Origin of the sequence: Rhizobium sp. LjRoot254 (assembly GCF_964254105.1) — a bacterium.
Classification (GTDB): Bacteria; Pseudomonadota; Alphaproteobacteria; order Rhizobiales; family Rhizobiaceae; genus Rhizobium_E.
This window is the reverse complement of the sequence record NZ_CAXUSM020000001.1, coordinates 4,214,586-4,235,641: the sequence shown is the minus strand read 5'-3', so window position 1 is coordinate 4,235,641 and position 21,056 is coordinate 4,214,586. Positions and strand designations below refer to the sequence as shown.

Sequence of the window (21,056 nt, the reverse complement as noted above, 5' to 3'; positions counted from 1 at the left end):
ACCACCTCCGCCAGCTTTGCCACAGGCAAGGCTGGCGGCTTTGTATGCGGCTGCCGGTTTAAAACCGCTGCAGCAAATCCCTGCACATTTTTTGCCGATGTCTGCTCATTGGTCGTCGTCCCGTCGCCCTAGGATTGCCGCCAGCAAACCGCCCAAAAACAAACGCGGTTGCCGGGAACCAAGCAAAACTGGAGAGATGAGATGACCGACAGCAGAGAGTCGAAGGGCCTGGCAAGGCTGACATCCGAAGCCATGTCTGGAAAGATCGACCGCCGCCAATTCATGCAGGGAGCGCTCACCTTCGGGCTGGGCTTGACGGCCGCCTCGGGCCTCTGGACGCGCGAGGTCGCGGCGCAGACGCCGAAATCGGGCGGCTCGTTCCGTGTCGGTCTCGATGATGGCAACACCGCAGACAGCCTCGATCCGGCCACCTACAATTCGCGCTTCATGATCACCATGGCGCATACCAAGAACAATTTCCTCACCGAGATAGCACCAGACAACCAGGTGACCGGCGAACTCGCCGAAGCCTTCGAGGCGTCCAAGGACGCCAAGACCTGGACCTTCAAGATCCGCAAGGGCGTCGAATTCCACAACGGCAAGACCTTCGACGCCAATGATGCTCTCGCCTCGCTGAACTACCACCGCGAGGAAGCTTCGAAATCGGCTGCCAAGTCGCTGCTCGACGGCATCGAGGAGATCAAGGCCGACGACGCCAATACGCTCACAATCAAGCTGAAGTCGGGCAATGCCGACCTGCCCTACGCGCTGACCGACTACCATCTCATCATGATGGCGTCGAAGGACGGCAAGGTCGATCCCCAGGAAAAGGCCGGCACCGGCGCCTACAAGCTCGAGGAATTCGAGGCCGGCATCCGCGCGACGCTCTCCAAGAACGCCAATTACTGGAAGCAGGACCGCGGCCATTTCGCCGATGTCTCCTTCATCGCCGTCAACGATGTCGTGGCGCGCCAGTCGGCACTGCTCGCCAACAGTTTCGACGCCATCATCGAAGTCGACTACAACACATCGGAACACCTCGCCAAGGACGCGGCCGTCAAGCTCGATGAAGTGCCCTCCGGCACCCATGTCGGCATGCCGATGATGTGCGACGTCGCACCCTTCGACAATGCCGACCTGCGCATGGCCCTCAAGCTCGGTTGCAACCGGCAGGTGCTGATCGACCGTATCCTCAAGGGCCATGGCTCGATCGGCAACGACCATCCGATCGCCCCGGTCATGCCGTTCTTCGACGCCTCCCACGCGCAGCGCGAATATGATCCGGACAAGGCCCGCGCGCTGGTCAAGAAGGCCGGTCTCGAGGGCGCCACCATCAATCTCTCCGCCGCCGACACTGTCATCACCGGCGCCGTCGACATGGCAACACTCTATGCTGAAATGGCTCGGCAGATCGGCATCACCGTCAATGTCGTGCGCGAGCCGAACGACAGCTACTGGAGCGATGTCTGGCTCAAGAAGCCCTTCTGCATGGCGGGCTGGGGCCAGCGCCCGACGCCAGATATCATCTTCTCGCTCGGCTACGCGGCAGGGGCTGACTGGAACGAATCGCATTTCAAGAACGACCGCTTCAACAAGCTGCTCGTCGAAGCCCGCGCCGAGATCGACGCCAAGAAGCGCACCGAAATGTATGGCGAAATGCAGCGGCTGGTCAGCGACGACGGCGGCACCATCATCCCCTTCTTCCGCAACTGGCTCTATGCGCGCCGCGCCAACGTCGCCCATTCCGGCCAGCTCTCCGCCAACTGGCCGCTCGACGGCGCCCGTGGAGCAGAACGCTGGTGGTTCGCCTGACGGAAACCGAAACCATCGTATTCGACTGGCTGAATGGCGATATCAGGACGCTTCGCAGGGATTATGAGCGCGTCCGGGCAAAGCCTGTTCCTGATGGTGCGGAGTGGCTGCACGTCGGAGGCGTGGGTGTACTTAGATTTGCGGCCGATCCCATGTGGCACCCGCTTCTCCCCCTGGGGAGAAGTGCCGAGCGTAGCGAGGCGATGAGGGGTTCTCAGCCGCTTGCTCGGCGCTTCGCGCAACCCCTCATCCGGCCTTCGGCCACCTTCTCCCCAAGGGGAGAAGCGGAAAGCCGCACAGTCGGCGAACCCTCACTCCGAACCACCGCCATCGTCTATTTCCACGGCGGCGGCTTCATTGTCGGCTCGCCGCTGACACATGCCGATATCGCGACGGAACTGGTCAGGCATACCGGCCTGCCGCTCTATTCCGTCGACTATCGCCTCGCTCCGGACCACCCTTCACCGGCCCCGGCAGAAGATGGCCTTGCTGTCATCCGCCATCTCCTCGGCGAGGGCTTCAGCCATATCCTCCTCTGCGGCGACTCCGCCGGCGGCGCCATCGCGCTCTCGGTCGAAGCCACCCTCTCGGATGATCTGCGCAAGCATGTCATCGGCGTGGCGAGCTTCTACGGCGCCCATGGCCTGCTCGATACGAACTCGCTGATCGAGAAAGGCAGCCGCGTGGATGGCACCGACCGCGCCTGCGTCGCGCGCTATTTCCTGGCTGCCGGCGGCGATGCCTATTCGATCGAAGCGCTTGCCCGGCCGTCGGCGGTGCCGGTCTATCTCATCGCGGCCGATGACGACCCACTCCGCGACGACACCTTGATCCTGGCCCAGGCAATGAAGGTTCACGGCCGTGCCGTGACGCTCGATAATGTCGTGGGCGAAAACCACGGCTTCCTGCACCACCAGCCGCATTATGCGCGCGCGGCGGCGGCGCTGGGCCGTTTCGCCGCCTGGGTGGGAGCCCTCACCAGCAAATGAAAAGACCCCGCGCGACGCGCGGGGCCTTTCATCAAGTACGCGCGTTCAGATCAATCGCAGATCTGGACCTTCTTGATGACGAGTTCGCCGTAGCGATTGTAACGCTTGGTCTTCTTGACGTAGCATTCGCCGCCGTCATAGCCGTAGTCGTCGACCACATAGCGGGGAGCGTCGATCACGAGGTTGAAATGACCGAAGTGGCGGTTGTGGTGGCGCCAGCCGGCTTCGGAAGCCGATGCGAAGCCGAGCGTTGCGATGATGGCGGCGGTGGAAGCGAGGATGATCTTGTTCATGGTCGTAAATCCTTGGTGTGTAGGGTTGGTCTGGGTTGACGACCGTGTTGTCCCGTTCGTTGGATTATGTATTCCACAGCCAGCAAAACGCCGCTGTCCCCGGGGGAACAGGTTCATTTAAAAGGAAAAATCGTTGAACGAAGCCTATCGGGAGTGCGCCACGAGCTCGGCATTGAACGCTTCGAGCTGGCCGTAAAGTTCGCGGTATTTGCCGTAGGCGTATTCGTAGCGCGCGGCGAGTGAAGCGTCCGGTTCGAACGATCGATCGATAGCGACAAGCGCACTGGCCGCCTCTTTGATCGAACCGAACAACCCGGTCCCGACGCCCGCGAGAATGGCCGCACCGAGCACCCCTGCATCGAGGTTCTTCAGCCGAGTGACAGGTTTGCCCAGCACATCGGCACGAATCTGGCACCAGATATCAGACCCCATGCCGCCACCGGCTGCCCTATAGTTCTCCACCACGACATCGGCCGATTTCTGTAGCGCATTCATCGAAAGCCTGGCCGAAAACGCCACGCCCTCCATCACCGCCACCGTGAATTCCGCCGGCCCCATCGAGGAATCCACGCCCGAAAAACTCGCCCTGGCGCTCGCATTCCACACCGGCGCCCGCTCGCCCTGCAGATGCGGCAGGAAGATCGGCGGCATGCGGCTGCGATCGACATCGGCGGCCAGCGCCGAAAGCTCGGCAGGCGTGCGCCCCAACAGGTTCGACAGCCAGGCGATCGAAGCCCCGCCTGCCTGCGTCGGACCCGCATGGAAGGTGATCTCCTCGCAACGCGGAAAGGCGATCACACCAGGCACCGGCATCTTGGCACTCGAAACCACGCCGAGAATCTCACTCGTCCCGCTGAGATAAAGCCCGTCACCATCATTGACCGCGCCCGTCCCGACCACCCCAGCCCAGGCATCCATGGTTCCGACAACGAGCGGTGCGCCGGCGCCCGGGAGCCCTGCCTTGATCCGCCCCGCCGAAGCGGTGAACGGCCTGAGCGGCGCCAGTCTCTCCCGCGCGCCATCGACCAGCGCGATCAGGCTCTCGATATAGGCCAGGCTCTGGTCGATCACGCCAAAGCTCGCCATCGGATCGGCCACCACCTCGCCGGTCAGCTGCATGATGCAATAATCCTTCGGCGCCATCACCCAGCGCGTCCTGGCCCAGACCTCCGGATGGTGCCGCTTCACCCATTCCATCCGCGACAGAACATGACTGGCATCGACGGGCAGCGGCGCGCCCCACCAGCCGATCTTCTCGGCCTCGCTCAAATGCGCGTCGAGCACGGCGGCCACGCCGGCGCAGCGCCCGTCCTGCCAGATGATCGCCGGCATCAGCGCCTTGCCATGCTCGTCCACGAAGACATGGCTGTTGACCTGCGACGTCAGCCCCACACCCTGCAACTGGCCATCGCCGAGCCCTTCGGTGAGATGGCCGAGTGCCGCCAGCACATGAGCCATCCAGTCCGTGGGGTCCTGCTCCACCCGGTCCGGCGGTATCCGGTGCATCGGGTAGCTTTGCGCAAAGGTTTTCAGCGCCCGGCCCTTGATATCGTAGAGTGCGGCCTTCACCGCCGTGGTGCCGACATCGATCCCGATCAGCCTTGCGTCATTCATGATGGAAATCCCTGTGTTGAATTCTCCTTAGCGGTGCTGAGGCCGCCTGACAACGATCGCGCGCGACCCCCTCATCCGGCGCTTTGCGCCACCTTCTCCCCGCTGGGGAGAAGAGGAAGCAAGCCGCAGCGTCGCTGATCCTCCTCCCCCCTCGGGGAGAGGTCCGCCGAGCGAAGCGGAGGCGGGGTGAGGGGGCGCGGCGGGCTCATGCACTATTGTAACTCCTCCCAATCCCCGCTAACCTCACGCAACAATTCAGCAAAACGCAAAGTTTCGGGGAGGAATTTCATGACGTTCAAGCTCAAGACCGGCGCCATTCTGGGCGCCTTCGCGGCACTGCTCATGGCGGGCGCCGCATCCGCCGCCGGCAAGATCGCCGTCATCACGCCCTATCTCGCCCAGCCGGGCACCCAATTCTATGTCGAAGCCTTCCAGGCGGAGGCCAAGGCCAATGGCTGGGAGGTCAATGTCATCGACACCAAGGGCGATGTCGCTGCCGCCATTTCGCGCATCGAGGACGTGTCCAACCAGAAGGTCGATGCGATCGTCATCAATGTCGATCCGGCGCAGGTCGCGGCCGGCCTCGAAACCGCCAAGGCCGCCAACATTCCCGTCTTCGGCATGGATGCCGGCGTCAACCCGCTGCTGGTGACCAACGTCACATCGGATGGCACCGCCATGGCCGCCGAGACCGCGAACTTCGTCATCAAGCGCATCAACGCCAAGGGCAATGTGGTGATGTTCGTCTTCGATGCCTTCCCGCCGGTGCAGATCCGCGGCGCCAAGGCCGACGAGATCTTCAAGGCGAGCCCCGATATCAAGATTCTCGACCGCGTGACACCCGACGTCGCCGACGGCGGCATCGCCGATTCCCGCGCCAAGATGGAGGCGATCCTCACCGCAAATCCCGAGAAAGGCTCGATCGCAGCCGTCTGGGCTGCCTGGGATCAGCCGGCGCTCGGCGCGCTACAGGCGATCGAAGCCGCCGGCCGTCAGAACGAGGGCATCGTGATCACCGGCATCGACGCCAATCCACAGGCGCGCGAGGCTGTCGCCAAGAAGACCAATTTCGAAGCCACCGTCGCGCAGGATTTCAAGGGCATCGGCAAGGCCACGGCCGATGCGGTGAAAAGCCATCTCGCCGGCGAGAAGCTTGCCGAGGTCATCTATGTGCCGACCAAGCTGATCACCGCTGACAACGCCAACGATTGATTTGGGGGCGGTGGCTTGCGACGGCGGTCACCCCACCCGCGACGTCATCCTCGGGCTTGACCCGAGGACCTGGTGACGTTGCCAAACATTGAACGTGAGTGGCAATCCACCCTCACCAGATCCTCGGGACAAGCCCGAGGATGACGTAGGAAACGTACTCGACTGCCTTGGAACCGCCCTCGTGACCCTCCTCTCCATCCGCAATCTTTCCAAAGCCTATGCTGGCGTCCCGGCATTGAAGGACGCCTCGCTCGAGGTCGCGCCGGGCGAGATCCATGCGCTGATGGGCGAGAATGGCGCGGGCAAGTCGACGCTGATCAAGATCATCGCCGGCGCCGTCGCGCCGGATCGCGGCACGATAGAGATCGATGGCCATCCCGTGTCGATCGATCATCCCTCGACAGCAACGCGGCTCGGCCTGCGCTTCATTCACCAGGAACTCAGCGTCATCCCCGAACTCTCGGTGGCCGAAAACCTGTTCCTCGGCCGTCCTTATCCGAAGCGCCTCGGCTTCCTCGCCGACTGGTCCGAACTCAACGCCCGGGCGCTTGTGGCGCTCAATGCGCTCGATATCACCACCATCGACCCATCTATCAAGATGGCGCGGCTTTCCACCGGCGACCAGATGCTGGTCAAGATCGCCGCCGCTTTCCTCGACGAGGGCGGCGAGGCGGCAAAACTCTATGTCATGGACGAGCCGACGGCGGCACTCACCGGCGAGGAATCCGAGCGGCTGTTCAAGGTCATCATCGGGCTGACCGCACGCGGCCGCAGCGTGATCTACGTCTCGCACCGCATGGACGAGGTGATGCGCATCGCCCATCGCGTCACGGTGCTGCGGGACGGTGAGACAGTCACCACGCGCAACATCGCCGCGACCAGCAAGGCGGAGATCATCGAACTGATGACCGGCCGCACCATCGCCGAAGCCTATCCGGCGCGCCAGTCCGAGCCTTCACTGGTACCCGTGCTGAAGGTCTCCAATCTCACCTCGGCCCGGTTGAAAGACATTTCCTTTGACCTTCGGGCCGGCGAAATTCTTGGGCTATCCGGCCTCGCCGGCGCCGGCCAGAGCGAATTGCTTCGCCTGCTGATGGGCGACGGCAAGCTCGTCTCGGGTACGATCGAACTCAAGGGCAAGCGCCTCAAACCCGACGAACCCGCCGGCCGTTGGGCCGAGGGCATCGCCTATGTGCCATGCGAGCGCCGCCGCGAGGGCCTGCTGCCGCGTGCTTCGGTCTCCGACAACACGGTGCTCGCACATCTGCGTTTGCTCAGCCGCGCCGGCATCTTCCGCAATCGCCGCAGCGAACTTGCCCGCGCGACGGAATTCGGTGCGCGCGTGAAACTCAAGTCCGTCGGCCCGCGCCAGCCGGTCTTCCAGCTTTCGGGCGGCAACCAGCAGAAAGTCGTCTTTGCCCGCGCCGTGCTCGGCGGCCCCTCCGTGCTGCTGCTCGATGAGCCGACGCGCGGCGTCGATGTCGGCGCCAAATACGATATCCATGCGCTGCTGCGCGAACTCGCCGCGTCCGGCGTCGGCATCATCCTGGTCTCGTCCGACCTTCCCGAATTGATTGGCATGTCCGATCGGATCGGCACGATGCTCGATGGCCGGCTGCGCGACATCGCCGACAATGCGAACATCACCCAGGCGGCGCTTCTGTCGCTTGCCTTCGGCGATAATCCGGCCGGCATGATGCCGCGCACCACACCGCAAGGAGCCTGACTTGGCGCGCGCAATCCGCAGATATGGAACCCTGATCGGCATCACAGCGGTGGTGCTGTTCTTCTGGATCAGCCTGCCCGACACGTTCATGACCGCGCGCAACTGGCTCAACATCTCCCAGCAGGTCTCCATGCTGGCCGTCATCGCCTTCACCATGACCATCGTGATGGTAATGGGCGATTTCGATCTGTCGGTCGGCTCGATGGCGAGCCTCGCCGGCATCGTCGCGGCGCTTGCCTTCAAATCAGGCGTGCCGGTACCTGCGGCGCTGGTACTCGCGCTCGGCGCGGGCCTCATCGGCGGGCTGCTCAACGGCATGCTGGTCAGCTATATCGGCATCCTGCCCTTCGTCGCCACGCTCGGCACGCTGACGATCTTCTCCGGCCTCGCCTTCCTCATCTCCGACGGCAAGACCATCTTCGGCGCCGATATTCCGGCCGGCTTCTCGGGCTTCGCTCGCGGCGGCATTCCGCTGTTCGAAGCCGGCGGCCAGATGGTGTCGCTGCCCTATCTCACCCTTGCCGCGCTGGTGGTGCTCTTCCTCGTCTGGGTGCTGCTCGAACACACGGTCTATGGCCGCCGGCTCTACGCCATCGGCGGCAACGCAGAAGCCGCAAGACTGGCCGGCGTCCGCGTCCGCATCCTGCGCTTCTCCGCTTTCGGTCTGACGGGTCTCGGTGCAGCGGCCGGCGGGCTCATGTATGCCGCCCGGGTCGCCTCTGCCAATCCCACCCAGGGCAGCGGCCTGATGCTGTCGGCCATCGCCGCCGTGTTCCTCGGCATGACGATGAGCGAGGAGGGCGAACCACGCGTGCTCGCCACCTTCTTCGGCGTGCTGATTCTTGGCGTGCTCGATAACGGCCTGACCCAGATGAGCGTCGATTCCTATGTCAGGGAAATCCTCATCGGCACCATCATCGTGCTCGCCGTCGCCTCGTCCAGCCTCAGCAAGCTCAGCCAGCGCTGATCGACGCGGCGAAAGCCTTCACGAATGCCGCAAGCCGTGTCGCGATCACCTCGTCGATGATCTTGCCATCTGCGTCAAATACCGAACCCGCGCGCGGGATCATCAGCCTTTTGCCCGACCAGATGTCGGCACCCAGCGTATGCAATACGCTGAGCCACGCATTCTGCGAAAGCTGGGTCCCGTAATTGCCGGGAGAGGCGCCGCAGATCGCAAACGGCCGGCCGCCGAAAACCTTTGATATGTCCGACGACGGCCGCGACAGCCAGTCGATCGCATTCTTGAACACGCCGGGAATTCCATTGTTGTATTCCGGCGTGAACAGGATCACGCCATCGGCTGCCATCACCTGCTCCTTGAGCTTCACAACCGCCTCCGGCAGGCCTTCGCTCGTCTCCACATCGCCATCATAAAGCGGAATGCCGTGGATCGTCGCAGCCTCCAGTGTCACGCCCTCCGGCACCGAGGCCACCGCCGCGCGCATCAGCGCCGTGTTGAACGAGCCCTTGCGCAGGCTTCCCGATATTCCGAGCAATTTCACCATGGTAATTCCTGTATCTGCGTTGCATGTATGGTCGCAGTCCTCATGCGCAGAGAATAAGAACGATGACCAGCGGTCTCCACCACATAACCCTTATCACCCGCAAAGTTCAGGCCAATGTGGATTTTTACGCCGGCTTCCTCGGCATGCGGCTTGTCAAGCGCACCGCCGGCTTTGAGGATGCGACCCAGCTTCATCTCTTCTACGGCGACGCCGTCGCGTCGCCCGGCTCGCTGGTCACGTTCCTGGTCTGGGAGGATGGCTCGCCGGGCCGCGTCGGCCATGGCGCACCGGGCGAGATCGCGCTCGCAATCCATCCGGAAGCCATCGGCTTCTGGCTCACCCGCTCCTTGCAATTCGGCGTGAAGACATCGGGTCCGGCACAGGAATTCGGCGAGCCGGTCCTCAGGCTCACCGATCCCGACGGCATTATCGTCAAGCTCGTCGGCGTCAGCGATCTCGCTGGGACCTCGCCATGGACTTCGCGCGAGATTTCCGAGACAGATGCGATCCAACGCCTGCACAGCGGCACGATCTTCTCGGAAAGGCCCGCCGATACCGTTGCCTTCCTCACCACCTATATGGGCTTTGCCGAAGCGGCCCATACGGACACCATTACCCGCCTGCGCTCCGATGCCGGTGGCGTCATCGATATCAGGGATGCCGGCGGTTTCTGGACCGCGGCACCGGGCACCGGCACGATCGACCACATCGCCGTCCGCGCCCCTGATCGCGCCCATGTCGAGGCTGTCGCCACCCGCCTGAACGCCAAAGACCACGGCCAGATCAACGTCCACGACCGCACCTATTTCTACTCGCTCTATGTCCGCGAACCCTCCGGCACGCTCCTCGAAATGGCGACGGACGGACCCGGCTTTGCCATTGACGAGCCTATGGAAACGCTGGGCACCGAACTCTTCATCCCCGCCCATTTCCGCAAGGACGCCGTGGACGATCGGGTCATGCTGCCGCAATTCGGGCTGCCGGGCGAGCCGCGCACCATCTACCGCGACCTGCCCTTCGTGCATCGCCTGCATGTGGCGGACGAACCGGACGGCTCTGCCGTCATCCTGCTCCACGGCACGGCGGGCAACGAAACGAGCCTGATGCCGCTCGGCCGCCGCCTGTTTCCGAATGCCACCCTGATCGGCCTGCGCGGCCGCTCGACCGGGGAGGGCGTCGCCCGCTTCTTCGGCCGCTTCGATCCCACCACCTTCGACCAGACCGAAATCCGCTCCGAAGCCGAGGCCTTCGAGGCCTTCATGGAAGAAGCCGCGCAGGCCTACGATCTCGATCCGGAAAAACTGACCTTCCTCGGCTATTCCAATGGTGCCAACATGATTGGCGCTAGCATGTTGCTGCATCCGGGGCTGATCCGAAAAGCGATCCTGCTCAGGCCTGCGATGGTTCTGGAGGAGGCGCCTGTTGCCGATCTTACAGGCGGTCGCGTGCTGATGGTTAGCGGCGTGAAGGATCCCTATGTGTCTTATGCGCGAGCCCTGGAGCAGGCACTCGCTGCCGTAGGGGCCGATGTGGTTCACGAAACCATTGACGCTGGTCATGGTTTATCAATGGAAGATCAGGCGGTTGCGGCGAAGTGGTTGCGCGGTTCCAACCCGTGACACCCCCTCTGTCCGGCAGGACAGAGGGGGTGACTTTTTCGTGCGAATACCGGCGTCAAGATCACGCTGCCACCGGCTGGTGCTCCACACCCTTCGGGAAGGGCTTGAAGGTCATGGCGATCAGGAAGGCACCGATGCCCATGCCGCAGGCGCCGAGATAGAGCCAGGTATAGGTGGCGAAGGTGTCGTAGATGAAGCCGCCCGCCCATGGGCCGAGCGCCATGCCGAGGCCGCCGGCCATGCTCGTGCCGCCGATAATCGTGCCCATCATCCGCTGCGGGAAGTTCTCGCGCGCCAGCACCGCATAGAGCGGCATCACGCCGGCATAGATGAAGCCGAACATCGCTGCCACGGCGTAGAAACCTTCGAGCTGTCGCACGAAGAAAAAGAAGAACGCCACGATCGCTTGGGCGAGCAGCCCGAGCACCAGGATGTTCTTCGCCCCGAACCGGTCGCCCATGATGCCGAATGCGACGCGTCCGCCGAGGCCGGCCAGCCCTTCGACACTATAGATCGTCACGGCGGCGATCAGCGGAATGCCGCAGCTCACGGCATAACCGACGGTGTGGAAGATCGGGCCGGAATGGGTGGCACAGCAGAAGAAGTTAGTCAGCATCAATATGATGAACGGCGGCGATTTCAGCGCTGTTCCGACCGACATCGCGGCAACCGGTTCGGCGCCGGTCGCGACCGCATGCTGTTCCTCTTCCAGCGCTGGCGGGCGGCGGATGAAGAGGGCAAGTGGTATCATGGTCACCGCGGCAAGCCCGGCAATGACAAGCATCGAATAGCGCCAGTCATAGTTCGAGACCAGCCATGCGGCAAACGGGGACACCGTCATCGGCGCCATCCCCATGCCGGCCGAAACCAGCGATACGGCCAGGCTGCGATGCGTGTCGAACCAGCCCATGACGGATGCCATCAGCGGCGGCAGGATCGCGGCGATCGAAAGACCGACAACCAAGCCGAAGATCAGCTGGAATTCGATGAGCGATGTCGCGCGGCTCGCCCATGCAAGGCTTCCCGCCAGCACGGCCGATCCTCCCAACACGACCGGGCGTGCCCCGATACGGTCGGAGAGCGAGCCGAGCGCCATGCTGCCGAAAGCCATCGCCAGGAAGGCTATGGTCATGGCGGTGGAAATGCCGGTGACCGACCAGCCGGTCGCCTCCGACATCGGCCGGATGAACACCGGCAGCGTGAAAATCGAGCCGATGGCCATGCAGCCGAGCAGGCCGCCCGCGGCGACGAGTACCCAGCGATAAGTGGTATTCCGCATGCTGTCCTCCTTCGGCCCTTCCGGCCGCGTCTATCAGTGGTGTGCCGTGTCCAGTTCGGCCGCAATACCCGCCACGCGTTCGAGGCAGCTCTTCCAGCCGTTGCCCAGATTTGTGTATGCCGTGTCGTTCCGCGGCACCACGAAACCGGAGTGGACAAGTCTAAGACGTGTGCCGGCTTCGCTTGCCGACAGGTGCCATGAAACAATTGTGTCGAGCTTCGATCCGTAGGCTGAATTGCCTTCGTCGCCGCCTTTCCAGGAATAGGAAAAGCGCTCGTTCTCCTGTACTTCCAGCACCTCGCAGCGGATAGTTCCGTCCCAGGCGCCGGCGCAAGTCGTCTGGAAGGTGAACTTGGTGCCCACGATCGGCGCAAAACCCTTCGGCTCCATCATCCAGCGCGCCATCAGTTCGCCCGATGTCAGAACCTTCCAGAGCACCGAGGGCGCATGCGGAAAGACCTCGTCGAGCACGATGTCATGCGTGGCGGTTTTCAATGCGGCGTCCATCATGGGTCGATCTCCTTCAACAGGTCGCGCAGGTTGTCGAACCGCTCGTTCCAGAACTTGCTGTAGTAACTCATCCAGTCGAACAGCGGCTCGAGCCCCTCGGGCTGGGCGCGGTAATAGACATTGCGGCCTTCCGGTCGCTCGGCGACAAGTCCGGCCTGCTTCAGCGATTTCAGATGCTGGGAGATCGCGCCCTGCGTGACGCCGCTGCCGCGCGTCAGCTCGACGACGGTCATTTCATCCGATCGCGCAATCCGCTCGAACACCGCCCTTCGGGTTGGGTCGGCCAGCGCGCGCATGACGGAATTGATGTTTTCTGTCTGGATCATGAGAGATTCAATAGCCAAGACTAATGCAATAGTCAACACTAATTGTTTTTGCTGCCTCGGAAAGCAAAAACCGGTTGCCTCATCACCAGTCAGGAAATATGGATGTTGCCGGCGGTAGCGCTACCGTCACTTGGGGTAAATCGTCCACGGGGAGAAGTGACGATGGCCGAAGACAATGGCTCGATCTATCGGATCGATGACGACCGGTTCCGTTACCTGACCGTGGGCAGTGCCCGGCTCGATGAACTCCATACCGGCATGCGCTGGGCGGAAGGTCCGGTGTGGTTCGCCGATGGCAACATGCTGCTGTGGAGCGATATCCCCAACGAGCGCATCATGCGCTGGGTGCCGGCGGGCGGCGCCTCGGTCTATCGCGAGAAATCCAATTTCACCAACGGCAATACGCGCGACCGTCAGGGCCGCCTCGTGTCCTGCGAGCATGGCGGCCGCCGGGTCGTGCGCACGGAGATCGATGGCACGCAGACCGTGCTCGCCGACAGCTACGACGGCAGGAAGCTCAATTCGCCCAATGACGTCATCGTGCGCTCCGACGGCTCGATCTGGTTCACCGACCCGAGCTACGGCATCATGTCGGACTATGAAGGCTACAAGGGCGACCGCGAGCAGAAGACCAACAATGTCTACCGCATCGACCCGATGAGCGGCGAAGTGACCGTCGTCCTGGATGATTTCGCCCAGCCCAATGGCCTCGCTTTCTCGCCGGATGAAAGCCTGCTCTATGTCGCCGATTCCGCCTTCAGCCATGACCCGGAGCACCCGAGCCACATCCGCGTCTTCGATGTCGTCGATGGCAAGACCGTGAAAAACAGCCGCGAGTTCTGCACCATCGACAACGGCCTGCCGGATGGCTTCCGCATCGATGTCGAGGGCAATATCTGGTCCAGCGCCGGCGATGGCGTCCATTGTTTCGCGCCCGACGGCACGCGGCTGGGCAAGATCCTGGTGCCGCAAGGCGTCGCCAACGTCACCTTCGGCGGCCCCCGCCGCAACCGGCTGTTCATCTGCGCGACGCAATCGCTCTACGCGGTCTATCTCGCGACGTCAGGCGTGCAATATCCGTAATCAGACACTTACTTTATTGGAGATTTTCGAGAATGATCCGGGTTTTTCTCGTTGTCACTTTCCTTGCGCTCCCCATCGCCGCCCAGGCCGATGGCCGCGCCGAAATCCGCGCCAAATGCCAGGCCGATGTGAAAGCCAATTGCGGCATGGTGCTTTCGCGCGATAAGGCCCTCGCGTGTCTCATCGACAATTCGGGAAAACTGTCGGGCAGTTGCAAGACGGCGCTGGAGAAGGCGTCGTGCTCGGATCAGGCGCCTGGGAATTTAAGAGCGGCGTTTGCGTGTAGGCAGTGAGGTTCACCCCTCACCAAGCGCGTCCAGCGTTCGCTGAAGCTCACGCGGACTTGCTATCCTCTCCCGCAGGGGGAGAGGTAGGTGCCAAACGCTCGACCTCCATTTGAGGTGAAGGCGGTGCCGCGAGTTTACCTCTCCCCTTGCGGGAGAGGATACGCAGGCCGGGCGAGCTTTGCGAGCCCTTGGCCGAAGTTGGTGAGGGGTGAAAACTTCACCTTAGAGCGTAAACAATCGCTTACGTAATTGCCCCCACCTGCCACGGCACGAATTCATTATCCCCATAATCATAAATCTCGCTCGACGTCTTCTTCCCCGAAGCCACCGCGATAATATCCTCGAATATCCGTATGCCCGCCTGCTCGATCGTCTCCTCGCCGGTGACCACGCCGCCGCAATTGATGTCCATATCCTCGTCCATGTGGTCGTACATCTCGGTATTGGTGGCGATCTTGATGCAGGGCGCCGGCTTGAAGCCCGAGACCGAGCCACGACCGGTGGTGAAACAGATCACGTTGCAGCCACCCGCCACCTGGCCGGTCACCGCCGCCGGGTCGTAGCCGGGCGTGTCCATGAACACGAAGCCCTTTTCAGTGACGATCTCGGCATATTCGTAGACCGCCTTGAGCGGCATGGTCCCGCCCTTGGCCACAGCGCCGAGCGATTTTTCCAGGATGGTCGTCAGCCCGCCCTGCTTGTTGCCATAGGACGGGTTGTTGTTGAGCTCGTCACCGTTGCGCGCCGTGTAGTCCCGCCACCAGTCGATCCGCGAGAGCAGCTTCTCGGCCACGGCGGGGCTCACCGCGCGTCGCGTCAGCAGGTGCTCGGCGCCATAGATCTCCGGCGTCTCGGCCAGCACCGATGTGCCCCCATGCCTGACCAGCAGGTCGGACGCAACGCCGAGCGCCGGGTTCGCCGAAATGCCGGAATAGCCATCCGAGCCGCCGCATTCGAGCGCCAGCTTCAGCGATGACAGCGGCTGTTCCGTGCGCTTCACCGCGTTGACGGTCGGCAGCATGTCTCGAATGATCTCCTGCGCAGCCTCGATCGTCTTGCGCGTGCCGCCCGATTGCTGGATCGTCATGGTGCGCAGCAATGCGCTTTCCGCCAGCTTGTAATGTTCGAGGATCGGCGCGATCTGGTTGGTCTCGCAGCCCAATCCGATCATCAATATGCCGCCGAAATTCGGATGCCGCGCATAGCCCTGGATCGTCCGCGTCAGGATCCGGTAGCCCTCGGACTTGGTGTTGAGCGCGCAGCCGCCACCATGGGTCAGCGCCACCACGCCATCGATATTGTCGAAGCCTTCCAGCCCGCCCGAACGGTTGAAATGGTCGGCGATATAGCGCGACACCGTGGCGGAACAGTTCACCGACGAGATGATGCCGATATAGTTGCGCGTGCCCACCCCGCCCGGCCCGCGGTCAAAGCCCATGAAGGTGCGCCGCTCGGCAACCGGCAGCAGCCCCTCGTCGCGGTTGCTGCCGCCGAGCTGGTATTCGTGCTCGGAGGGAATCATCTGCAGATTGTGTAGATGAATATGCTGCCCCGGCTCGATATCCGATGTCGCCACCCCGATCACCTGGCCGAACTTGTGCACTTCCTGCCCGGATTTGATCGCCCTCAGCGCCACCTTGTGCCCGCGCCCGATCAGGTCCTTCGCCATCAGTCCATCGTAACCGGTGGCTTCCCCTTTGCTGATCTTCTGGCGCGCGACGCCGACATCATCGGCCGGGTTGAGAATGATAACAGGTGCTGAAAGCACGGACATGGCAATACCCTGGAATTGTCTTTTCTGCTTAGAGTGCCTGACAAGATCTGGCGGCTGAGGATCAGCAACGACGCAGGCGGCGAAGATACCGGTCAGCCGACCCGCCAGATCTTGTCAGGCACTCTAGGATACAAGGCCCGGATTGACCGCGCGTCAAGGCATTTATGTGATCAGTCGGCCTGTCTTTTTCGGTTGGTTTTGGACAGATAATGGCGCTGCTAATGCGCCAGTCTCAAGTTTTGCTTATAGCTCGCAGTAAACATTGCGGATGCAATCCCGCAGTGCAGAGCAGCAGTTAGCATCGTCGGCCAAAGTATCGCGTCGTATCTCGAATCCAGGAGCATGAAAGTCTTCACGACGAGGAAGCCTATGAATGTGACCACGCAGAGGAAAGTCACAATGATCAGAGAAAGATAACGTGTGTCAGCCACTGTCCCTATGTCCGGCTCAACTCTGTCCGCAATAATGCAAAGCCCGATCGAAAACACGCAGGGCATCAATGTCCATGAAAGGCAAAACGCGACGAAAGAATAAGTTCCGAGCCTGTTGAGATCGATCAGATTTTTGATGTCCCCCATGTAATACGCATAGGCAATTGTCATCAATACATAGGGAATGAATGCATGGACCATAATGCGAGGTAGCATGAGGGCGTATTGCGTGAGCGGCAATTGCAAGAGACTGGTTTGTGGCTGCCACGGTCCGCGTGAGATTTCCGATCGCCTGATGAAAAGCGCCGACAGACCGGCGGCGAGAAATGTGACGGACAGGTTGAGCGAGGTAAAGAAGGAGAACTCGAATGGGCTGGCTTGCCGAGGTGCGGGCGCAGCAAGCGCGCGTGTCGCGTCGGCGCTCCAGATCGACAAATAGGAGAATATCAGCCCGAAGCACAGGATGAAAGCGATGATCTCTGCCATCGCGACTGCGTTGTAGGCGGGATAGGGCTGCCGGACGGAAACTTTCTTTAGCGTTATCAGCATTTCGCGAAGCACATAATCCTCGCCCTTGTTGCTGTATTCATCCTTATTTTGTCCGGCAGTGCCCGCTGACCTTCGGTTTATGATCTGGTCGGTTGTCTCTGGATCGTTGACAGCTAATGTGGCGAACACAGCGCAGAGTTGACGATTGCACAGGTTCATCTCCTCGATCAACTTTCGCCAAGCTGCCGCTCGCGTCAAATGGCTTGGCAACTCCTCCCGGTACAGTTTTTGATCCCCCGCTACACCTTCGATCAGGGCACTGGCCGAAATTTCAGTAGTCGCTAACATTTGTTCGGATGTCATTGGGGATGAAATGACGATGCCAGCTTTGGCGGCAACAAGGGCCACAATGGCGGATGCGGCCGTCTCGGCGCTCAGATCGTCGAGGGCCTTCTTTATGACGATTGTTTTCGATCGCAGGAGGTCGAAAACCTCCTTGAGCTTGGCTCGTTCGCCTTCGTTCCAGATAGATGTATCATCGACCGTCCATTTCGTGAAGATATGAAGTCCGATGCCCCTTCGGGCCGCATCATTCGCCTCTTCTGCAGTACATCCCGAAAACAGGGCAAGATTATGCAGTCGCCAATACATATTGAGTTCCTGACGGCGTGCCTTGTCGGATTCTAGATAGCGTCTTATCTCGCTTTGCGACAGGCGCGCGACACGCCTGAAAAACTCATTGGGTATGTCGGCAGCTGACAGCGCGAAGCGCCGCAGACTCAACTCGATCTGGTCGATCCATGGCAGTGTCGGCAACACTCCCACTACGACGAGCGCTGCACCAAGTGGCCAACCGGCCCCCTCGTAGCCGGGCTGAGTGCCGACGATGCTGGGAAAAAGTGGCTTCACAAGGCAGAGAAATACGAAAAACACTTCGAGCAACAGCACGTAGATCAAATAGGATCTTCGGAAGTGGTGCTGGCCGACCAGAGCGGGAAGAGACAGCAATCTGACGAAGTCATACATATCGCCCAAGGGTGCCGTTATCTGCAGGCGATTCCTGGCGTGAAACGCAATCGCCAGCATGCCAGCTAGGAACGACAGGGCGAAACCGTCACCCCCTGTTAGGAAGTTGACCCAACCTCCATAAAGGTCGGTGACGGTTCCGGTCATCAGCAGGCGCTTATCTGAGGATTGCATTGAGCGTTCGCTGGACCGGCTGCAAAGAACAGCGTGGTGCCCAAGATAAAGGCAAATGTAAGCGCTAGACTGAGGGCGATGCGTTGATTGAACATATGTTTCCCCTTTTGCTATGGACCCGACTGAAAAGTTGCAAACTCGAGGATACAATTATTTGGAAATAGTTCAACAAATCACAACGAGTGGGCGATTGTAGTTCGCATCGCAAGCAGAGGGCGATCGGTCCTATTCCGGGATCGCCGGCAGCACCTTGTCCTTCTTGCCAAGCTGCTGCTCGCGGAAGAAAATAAACAGGCCGGATGCGATGATCAGCGCCGCCCCAATCATCATCGGCACGGTCGGCAGATCGCCGAAGAAGATAAAGCCGAAGACGATTGCCCAGAACAGCAGCGTATATTGCAGGGGCGCCACCACGCTGGCATCCGTCAGCTTCAGCGCACGATTAATCATGGCGTGAGCCGTCATCGCCACCACACCGAGCAGCCCGAGCAGAACGAGGTCGCGCAGATCAGGCGTCACCCAGTCGAACAGCGCAAAGATCGTGCCGATGATCACCCCGGCGACATTCTGCCAGAACACCAGCACCGTATCCGGCGTGCTGCGCAAGGACCGGCCGGAGATCAACAGAAAGGCAAAAAAGCACGTACCGATAATGGAAATCGCCGCTGCCGGCGACTGGAACATGGCGGCCGAAGGTTGAAGCGCGATGACGACACCAAGAAAGCCGATCCCGATCGCCGTCCAGCGCCGCCATCCGACATGCTCGCCGAGCAGCAGCGGCGAGAGTGCCGCGATATAGATCGGCGCCGCCAGCCAGTAGGTCATCACATCGGCAAGCGGCAGGTAGAAGACGGCGGCATAGAAAAACATCGTTTCCGTCGTCGAGATCACCGCACGCGCCACCTGCATCCGAGGCTTTTCGACTTTAAATAAGGGCCGCCAGCCCATCCACCAGACGAAAGGCGCGAGCACGATCAGCGCCGCCAGCGACCGCAGAGCCACGATCTGCCCCACGGAATAGGTCGCCACCAGCCACTTGCCCATCGTGTCGTTGAGGGCGAAGAGCAGCATGCCGAAAAGCGCGACAACGGCGCCATTCTTGGCGATCGCGGAGAGGAAGGATCGATGCTGGGGAGACATGACGGGCAGGCAGGAGAAGCGAAAGGGAAAGTCGGGCGACCATTAGTCACTTGTCCAATTCAGCGCAAGCCTTGCGCCGTCAGAGGCGAAAATTCTGCGGGAGAAGCTGGCTTGCCCGCCTTTTCCGCTTTTCCCGCCAAAACTTTTCGTCCATAGCTCACTCGAAAAGACTCCCTTGGCTCCGAAAGCTTGGCAATGACGAAATTTGATGTGCTTACCGTCGGCAATGCGATTGTCGATATCATCGCCCGCTGCGAGGAGGATTTCCTCGTCGACAACACCATTACCAAAGGCGCGATGAACCTGATCGATGCGGACCGCTCGGCGCTGCTCTATTCCCGCATGGGACCGGCGATCGAAATGTCGGGCGGCAGCGCGGGCAATACTGCGGCGGGCGTGGCAAGCTTCGGCGGCAAGGCGGCCTATTTCGGCAAGGTCTCGAACGACAAGCTCGGCGAGATCTTCCGCCACGACATGAATGCCCAGGGCGTGCATTTCGCGACCAGGCCGCTCGGCGGCACCCCGCCCACCGCCACCTCGATGATCTTCGTTACGCCGGATGGCGAACGCTCGATGAACACCTATCTCGGCGCCTGCGTCGAACTCGGACCCGAGGACGTCCAGGAAGACGTTGTCGCCCAGTCCCGCGTCACCTATTTCGAAGGCTATCTCTGGGATCCGCCACGCGCCAAGGAAGCGATCCGCGAATGCGCCCGCATCGCGCACGCGCACGGCCAGGAAACCTCGATGACACTGTCGGACAGTTTCTGCGTCGATCGCTATCGCGGCGAGTTCCTCGATCTCATGCGCTCCGGCACCGTCGACATCGTCTTCGCCAACCGGACCGAGGCGCTGTCGCTCTACCAGACCTCGGATTTCGATACGGCGCTCACTCAGTTGGCCAAGGATTGCAAGCTCGCCGCCGTCACCATGAGCGAGCACGGCTCGATGATCCTGTTCGGCGACCAGCGTTATCTCGTCGAGCCGCTGAAGGTGGATAATGTCGTCGATACGACCGGCGCCGGCGACCTCTACGCGGCGGGCTTCCTGTTCGGCTACACCAACGGTTTCGAACTCGCCGATTGCGGCCGCCTCGGCAGCCTCGCGGCAGGCCTGGTGATCCAGCAGATCGGCCCGCGCATGCAGTCGCCACTCAAGCAAGCGGCCCAGCAGGTCGGCATTATTTTGTGAAGGCTTCGCCGGGATAGGCGCCCCAGATTTCGGCCTGGCTCACCCAGCCCTCGGTGTCGGACGCTTCGGCCAGGCACCATTCGCCATTGCATTCATCGAGCTTGACGACGACGCCGGGCTGCAGCTTGGCGATGACATTGCCGGTCTCAGCCCCATCGGCGCGCATGTTGACGAAAATATCCTGGCCCTTGTCCTTCATCCACGGCGCGGCGATCGCGCTGCGCTCGCCCGACAGCATCGAGTGGAACACCCAGCCTTCGGCGCCGTCGGCATCGCGGATGCGGCGCCAGTTCTCGTATTCCTGCGTCACTTCCACCGGCACACCGGCTTTCAGGTAGCGCCAGGAGACGGCATAGTCGAGGCCGGGCCCGACCCGGAGGTTGACCTTCCTCGATTTGATGGTGACGAATCGCGGCAGCGGCAGGCCGGTATTGAGCTTGGTCGTCTCGGCGAATGACGCCGGCGCGAGCGCCACCATCAATCCGACGAGGATTGCACCGATCGTTGCTTTCTTCCAAAGTCCAGTCATGACGTTTGCCATCGCTCGCGCGTCTGATTATGAGTAGAGGATGT

Annotated in this window: 19 protein-coding genes; 9 read left to right on the top strand and 10 right to left on the bottom strand. The window is 61.6% G+C overall.

The window, feature by feature from the left end:
- Positions 1 to 201 precede the first annotated feature (201 nt).
- Both ACSQ26_RS20825 and ACSQ26_RS20820 read left to right on the top strand, forming a co-directional pair.
- Positions 202 to 1,812, top strand: a complete 1,611-nt coding sequence (locus ACSQ26_RS20825) for an ABC transporter substrate-binding protein (protein ID WP_436012240.1) — start codon at positions 202 to 204, stop codon at positions 1,810 to 1,812.
- Complete coding sequence (locus ACSQ26_RS20820) at positions 1,800 to 2,801, top strand: alpha/beta hydrolase fold domain-containing protein (protein WP_436012238.1); 1,002 nt, start codon at positions 1,800 to 1,802, stop codon at positions 2,799 to 2,801. Before ACSQ26_RS20825 ends, ACSQ26_RS20820 begins: the two co-directional genes overlap by 13 nt.
- Before the next feature lie 50 nt (positions 2,802 to 2,851).
- On the opposite strand, the gene ACSQ26_RS20815 is transcribed toward ACSQ26_RS20820, so the two are convergent.
- Both ACSQ26_RS20815 and ACSQ26_RS20810 read right to left on the bottom strand, forming a co-directional pair.
- Positions 2,852 to 3,094 carry a hypothetical protein gene (locus ACSQ26_RS20815; protein ID WP_436012236.1) on the bottom strand — a complete coding sequence of 81 codons (243 nt, stop codon included), beginning with the start codon at positions 3,092 to 3,094 and terminating at the stop codon, positions 2,852 to 2,854.
- A gap of 144 nt (positions 3,095 to 3,238) precedes the next feature.
- Positions 3,239 to 4,708 carry a xylulokinase gene (locus tag ACSQ26_RS20810; protein WP_436012234.1) on the bottom strand — a complete coding sequence of 490 codons (1,470 nt, stop codon included), beginning with the start codon at positions 4,706 to 4,708 and terminating at the stop codon, positions 3,239 to 3,241.
- 288 nt (positions 4,709 to 4,996) lie between these two features.
- Between ACSQ26_RS20810 and ACSQ26_RS20805 the strand changes: the two genes are divergently transcribed.
- The 3 genes from ACSQ26_RS20805 to ACSQ26_RS20795 all read left to right on the top strand — a co-directional run bounded on the left by ACSQ26_RS20805 (position 4,997) and on the right by ACSQ26_RS20795 (position 8,613).
- On the top strand, positions 4,997 to 5,920 hold the full coding sequence (locus ACSQ26_RS20805) for a substrate-binding domain-containing protein (protein ID WP_436012232.1): 924 nt from the start codon (positions 4,997 to 4,999) through the stop codon (positions 5,918 to 5,920).
- Between the two features lie 181 nt (positions 5,921 to 6,101).
- On the top strand, positions 6,102 to 7,646 hold the full coding sequence (locus ACSQ26_RS20800) for a sugar ABC transporter ATP-binding protein (RefSeq protein WP_436012230.1): 1,545 nt from the start codon (positions 6,102 to 6,104) through the stop codon (positions 7,644 to 7,646).
- 1 nt (position 7,647) lies between these two features.
- Positions 7,648 to 8,613, top strand: coding sequence for an ABC transporter permease (locus ACSQ26_RS20795; protein ID WP_436012228.1), 966 nt, complete (start codon positions 7,648 to 7,650; stop codon positions 8,611 to 8,613).
- On the opposite strand, the gene ACSQ26_RS20790 is transcribed toward ACSQ26_RS20795, so the two are convergent.
- Positions 8,600 to 9,154 carry an NADPH-dependent FMN reductase gene (locus ACSQ26_RS20790; protein ID WP_436012226.1) on the bottom strand — a complete coding sequence of 185 codons (555 nt, stop codon included), beginning with the start codon at positions 9,152 to 9,154 and terminating at the stop codon, positions 8,600 to 8,602. The two genes, ACSQ26_RS20795 and ACSQ26_RS20790, sit on opposite strands and share 14 nt — an antisense overlap.
- 62 nt (positions 9,155 to 9,216) lie before the next feature.
- Here ACSQ26_RS20790 and ACSQ26_RS20785 point away from each other — a divergent pair, with 62 nt between their 5' ends.
- Positions 9,217 to 10,773 carry a VOC family protein gene (locus ACSQ26_RS20785; protein WP_436012224.1) on the top strand — a complete coding sequence of 519 codons (1,557 nt, stop codon included), beginning with the start codon at positions 9,217 to 9,219 and terminating at the stop codon, positions 10,771 to 10,773.
- A 61-nt stretch (positions 10,774 to 10,834) separates the two neighbouring features.
- Here the strand turns inward: ACSQ26_RS20785 and ACSQ26_RS20780 are convergent, their stop codons facing one another.
- The 3 genes from ACSQ26_RS20780 to ACSQ26_RS20770 are packed head-to-tail and all read right to left on the bottom strand — an operon-like array spanning position 10,835 to position 12,888.
- The gene (locus ACSQ26_RS20780; protein ID WP_436012222.1) at positions 10,835 to 12,052 is read right to left on the bottom strand and encodes an MFS transporter; all 1,218 of its coding nucleotides are present in this window, start codon (positions 12,050 to 12,052) and stop codon (positions 10,835 to 10,837) included.
- 33 nt (positions 12,053 to 12,085) lie between these two features.
- A complete protein-coding gene (locus tag ACSQ26_RS20775) occupies positions 12,086 to 12,562 on the bottom strand; it encodes an SRPBCC family protein (RefSeq protein WP_436012220.1) in 477 nt (158 codons plus the stop codon).
- The gene (locus tag ACSQ26_RS20770) at positions 12,559 to 12,888 is read right to left on the bottom strand and encodes an ArsR/SmtB family transcription factor (protein WP_436012218.1); all 330 of its coding nucleotides are present in this window, start codon (positions 12,886 to 12,888) and stop codon (positions 12,559 to 12,561) included. Before ACSQ26_RS20770 ends, ACSQ26_RS20775 begins: the two co-directional genes overlap by 4 nt.
- 162 nt (positions 12,889 to 13,050) lie before the next feature.
- On the opposite strand from ACSQ26_RS20770, the gene ACSQ26_RS20765 reads away from it, so the two are divergent.
- Together ACSQ26_RS20765 and ACSQ26_RS20760 are read left to right on the top strand one after the other, a co-directional pair.
- Complete coding sequence (locus tag ACSQ26_RS20765; RefSeq protein ID WP_436012216.1) at positions 13,051 to 13,971, top strand: SMP-30/gluconolactonase/LRE family protein; 921 nt, start codon at positions 13,051 to 13,053, stop codon at positions 13,969 to 13,971.
- Positions 13,972 to 14,003: 32 nt separating this feature from the next.
- Positions 14,004 to 14,264: a hypothetical protein gene (locus tag ACSQ26_RS20760; RefSeq protein ID WP_436012214.1), complete on the top strand. Its 261-nt coding sequence runs from the start codon at positions 14,004 to 14,006 to the stop codon at positions 14,262 to 14,264.
- Positions 14,265 to 14,499: 235 nt separating this feature from the next.
- Here the strand turns inward: ACSQ26_RS20760 and ACSQ26_RS20755 are convergent, their stop codons facing one another.
- The 3 genes from ACSQ26_RS20755 to ACSQ26_RS20745 form a co-directional block, all read right to left on the bottom strand.
- Positions 14,500 to 16,032, bottom strand: a complete 1,533-nt coding sequence (locus tag ACSQ26_RS20755; RefSeq protein WP_436012212.1) for a UxaA family hydrolase — start codon at positions 16,030 to 16,032, stop codon at positions 14,500 to 14,502.
- A gap of 218 nt (positions 16,033 to 16,250) precedes the next feature.
- Complete coding sequence (locus ACSQ26_RS20750; RefSeq protein WP_436012210.1) at positions 16,251 to 18,152, bottom strand: hypothetical protein; 1,902 nt, start codon at positions 18,150 to 18,152, stop codon at positions 16,251 to 16,253.
- A 225-nt stretch (positions 18,153 to 18,377) separates the two neighbouring features.
- On the bottom strand, positions 18,378 to 19,292 hold the full coding sequence (locus tag ACSQ26_RS20745; RefSeq protein WP_436012208.1) for a DMT family transporter: 915 nt from the start codon (positions 19,290 to 19,292) through the stop codon (positions 18,378 to 18,380).
- Positions 19,293 to 19,487: 195 nt separating this feature from the next.
- Here ACSQ26_RS20745 and ACSQ26_RS20740 point away from each other — a divergent pair, with 195 nt between their 5' ends.
- Entirely contained in the window at positions 19,488 to 20,483 is a 996-nt protein-coding gene (locus ACSQ26_RS20740) for an adenosine kinase (protein ID WP_436012206.1), read from the top strand.
- On the opposite strand, the gene ACSQ26_RS20735 is transcribed toward ACSQ26_RS20740, so the two are convergent.
- Positions 20,473 to 21,012, bottom strand: coding sequence for an SH3 domain-containing protein (locus ACSQ26_RS20735; protein ID WP_436012205.1), 540 nt, complete (start codon positions 21,010 to 21,012; stop codon positions 20,473 to 20,475). The two genes, ACSQ26_RS20740 and ACSQ26_RS20735, sit on opposite strands and share 11 nt — an antisense overlap.
- Positions 21,013 to 21,056 lie beyond the last annotated feature (44 nt).

What these genes read in the sequence shown, in the direction of transcription:
- ACSQ26_RS20825 (WP_436012240.1), top strand. Translation starts at nt 202, where the DNA reads ATGACCGACAGCAGAGAGTCGAAGGGCCTGGCAAGGCTGACATCCGAA.
- ACSQ26_RS20815 (WP_436012236.1), bottom strand. Translation starts at nt 3,094, where the DNA reads ATGAACAAGATCATCCTCGCTTCCACCGCCGCCATCATCGCAACGCTC.
- ACSQ26_RS20810 (WP_436012234.1), bottom strand. Translation starts at nt 4,708, where the DNA reads ATGAATGACGCAAGGCTGATCGGGATCGATGTCGGCACCACGGCGGTG.
- ACSQ26_RS20805 (WP_436012232.1), top strand. Translation starts at nt 4,997, where the DNA reads ATGACGTTCAAGCTCAAGACCGGCGCCATTCTGGGCGCCTTCGCGGCA.
- ACSQ26_RS20790 (WP_436012226.1), bottom strand. Translation starts at nt 9,154, where the DNA reads ATGGTGAAATTGCTCGGAATATCGGGAAGCCTGCGCAAGGGCTCGTTC.
- ACSQ26_RS20785 (WP_436012224.1), top strand. Translation starts at nt 9,217, where the DNA reads ATGACCAGCGGTCTCCACCACATAACCCTTATCACCCGCAAAGTTCAG.
- ACSQ26_RS20780 (WP_436012222.1), bottom strand. Translation starts at nt 12,052, where the DNA reads ATGCGGAATACCACTTATCGCTGGGTACTCGTCGCCGCGGGCGGCCTG.
- ACSQ26_RS20775 (WP_436012220.1), bottom strand. Translation starts at nt 12,562, where the DNA reads ATGATGGACGCCGCATTGAAAACCGCCACGCATGACATCGTGCTCGAC.
- ACSQ26_RS20770 (WP_436012218.1), bottom strand. Translation starts at nt 12,888, where the DNA reads ATGATCCAGACAGAAAACATCAATTCCGTCATGCGCGCGCTGGCCGAC.
- ACSQ26_RS20765 (WP_436012216.1), top strand. Translation starts at nt 13,051, where the DNA reads ATGGCCGAAGACAATGGCTCGATCTATCGGATCGATGACGACCGGTTC.
- ACSQ26_RS20760 (WP_436012214.1), top strand. Translation starts at nt 14,004, where the DNA reads ATGATCCGGGTTTTTCTCGTTGTCACTTTCCTTGCGCTCCCCATCGCC.
- ACSQ26_RS20755 (WP_436012212.1), bottom strand. Translation starts at nt 16,032, where the DNA reads ATGTCCGTGCTTTCAGCACCTGTTATCATTCTCAACCCGGCCGATGAT.
- ACSQ26_RS20750 (WP_436012210.1), bottom strand. Translation starts at nt 18,152, where the DNA reads ATGCAATCCTCAGATAAGCGCCTGCTGATGACCGGAACCGTCACCGAC.
- ACSQ26_RS20745 (WP_436012208.1), bottom strand. Translation starts at nt 19,292, where the DNA reads ATGTCTCCCCAGCATCGATCCTTCCTCTCCGCGATCGCCAAGAATGGC.
- ACSQ26_RS20740 (WP_436012206.1), top strand. Translation starts at nt 19,488, where the DNA reads ATGACGAAATTTGATGTGCTTACCGTCGGCAATGCGATTGTCGATATC.
- ACSQ26_RS20735 (WP_436012205.1), bottom strand. Translation starts at nt 21,012, where the DNA reads ATGACTGGACTTTGGAAGAAAGCAACGATCGGTGCAATCCTCGTCGGA.